The organism is Sporosarcina sp. P18a (assembly GCF_002743135.1).
Classification (GTDB): domain Bacteria; phylum Bacillota; class Bacilli; order Bacillales_A; family Planococcaceae; genus Sporosarcina.
Map to the genome: position 1 here is coordinate 1 of NZ_PDYQ01000017.1, position 1,402 is coordinate 1,402.

A 1,402-nucleotide genomic window follows, 5' to 3' on the forward strand; every position below is an offset into this window, starting at 1 on the left:
ACGCTTTTTGAAGCGTAAGTATAAAATGGCGGTCCCGACGGGAATCGAACCCGCGATCTCCTGCGTGACAGGCAGGCATGTTAACCGCTACACCACGGGACCTTGGTTGCGGGGACAGGATTTGAACCTGCGACCTTTGGGTTATGAGCCCAACGAGCTACCACTGCTCCACCCCGCGATAATACAAATGTTTCTTTAATGAAGATTTAACGCCTTTATTATCTTAACATAACTTCTTAATAAAGTAAAGCTTATGTTAAGGAAAATATGGCGGAGGAAGAGGGATTCGAACCCCCGCGGGCTTTAACACCCCTGTCGGTTTTCAAGACCGATCCCTTCAGCCGGGCTTGGGTATTCCTCCGTAAAATAAATAATCTGGTGGACCTTGCAGGACTCGAACCTGCGACCGGACGGTTATGAGCCGTCTGCTCTAACCAACTGAGCTAAAGGTCCTTAGGATAGCGGCGGAGGGATTTGAACCCCCGACCCTACGGGTATGAACCGTATGCTCTAGCCAACTGAGCTACGCCGCTGCAATTAGTCAGTCACGTACATTTATTGGTGGAGCCTAACGGGATCGAACCGTTGACCTCCTGCGTGCAAGGCAGGCGCTCTCCCAGCTGAGCTAAGGCCCCAATAAGTGGTCGGGAAGACAGGATTCGAACCTGCGACCCCTTGGTCCCAAACCAAGTGCTCTACCAAGCTGAGCTACTTCCCGACTATATACAATAGTAATTTCTTTTGAAATATGGCGCGCCTGGCAGGAGTCGAACCCACAACCTTCTGATCCGTAGTCAGACGCTCTATCCAATTGAGCTACAGGCGCATATTATGAAATTAATTGGTGCCGAGAACCGGAATCGAACCGGTACGGTAGTCACCTACCGCAGGATTTTAAGTCCTGTGCGTCTGCCAGTTCCGCCACCCCGGCAAGAGTGGAATTTAAAAGCGGAAGACGGGATTCGAACCCGCGACCCCGACCTTGGCAAGGTCGTATTCTACCACTGAACTACTTCCGCATGAAAAATGCGGGTGAAGGGAGTCGAACCCCCACGCCCGAAGGCACTAGATCCTAAGTCTAGCGTGTCTGCCAGTTCCACCACACCCGCGATATGTTTCGGCAAAAAATAATGGTGAGCCGTACAGGATTCGAACCTGTGACCCTCTGATTAAAAGTCAGATGCTCTACCAACTGAGCTAACGGCTCGTACTAAGTGGTGCCGGCGAAAGGACTTGAACCCTCAACCTACTGATTACAAGTCAGTTGCTCTACCAGTTGAGCTACACCGGCAGGTGTAGAATATATGGTGGAGGATGACGGGCTCGAACCGCCGACCCCCTGCTTGTAAGGCAGGTGCTCTCCCAGCTGAGCTAATCCTCCTGGGTATAATTTCAATATCAA

The 1,402-nt window shown here is 51.3% G+C and carries 14 tRNA genes; all 14 read right to left on the reverse strand.

The window, feature by feature from the left end:
- Positions 1–26: 26 nt before the first annotated feature.
- The 14 genes from CSV75_RS16015 to CSV75_RS16080 all read right to left on the reverse strand — a co-directional run bounded on the left by CSV75_RS16015 (position 27) and on the right by CSV75_RS16080 (position 1,381).
- Positions 27–102 (reverse strand) — tRNA-Asp (locus tag CSV75_RS16015).
- Position 103: 1 nt separating this feature from the next.
- Positions 104–178 (reverse strand) — tRNA-Met (locus CSV75_RS16020).
- 90 nt (positions 179–268) lie between these two features.
- Positions 269–361 (reverse strand) — tRNA-Ser (locus tag CSV75_RS16025).
- 15 nt (positions 362–376) lie between these two features.
- Positions 377–453 (reverse strand) — tRNA-Ile (locus tag CSV75_RS16030).
- A gap of 6 nt (positions 454–459) precedes the next feature.
- Positions 460–533, reverse strand: a tRNA-Met gene (locus CSV75_RS16035).
- A gap of 26 nt (positions 534–559) precedes the next feature.
- Positions 560–635 (reverse strand) — tRNA-Ala (locus CSV75_RS16040).
- A 6-nt stretch (positions 636–641) separates the two neighbouring features.
- A tRNA-Pro gene (locus CSV75_RS16045) sits at positions 642–718 on the reverse strand.
- Positions 719–749: 31 nt separating this feature from the next.
- Positions 750–826: transfer RNA gene (locus CSV75_RS16050), tRNA-Arg, on the reverse strand.
- Between the two features lie 16 nt (positions 827–842).
- Positions 843–931 (reverse strand) — tRNA-Leu (locus CSV75_RS16055).
- Between the two features lie 16 nt (positions 932–947).
- Positions 948–1,019, reverse strand: a tRNA-Gly gene (locus CSV75_RS16060).
- Between the two features lie 8 nt (positions 1,020–1,027).
- Positions 1,028–1,109 (reverse strand) — tRNA-Leu (locus CSV75_RS16065).
- A gap of 22 nt (positions 1,110–1,131) precedes the next feature.
- A tRNA-Lys gene (locus tag CSV75_RS16070) sits at positions 1,132–1,207 on the reverse strand.
- 8 nt (positions 1,208–1,215) lie between these two features.
- Positions 1,216–1,291, reverse strand: a tRNA-Thr gene (locus tag CSV75_RS16075).
- Positions 1,292–1,305: 14 nt separating this feature from the next.
- Positions 1,306–1,381 (reverse strand) — tRNA-Val (locus CSV75_RS16080).
- Positions 1,382–1,402: the final 21 nt, after the last annotated feature.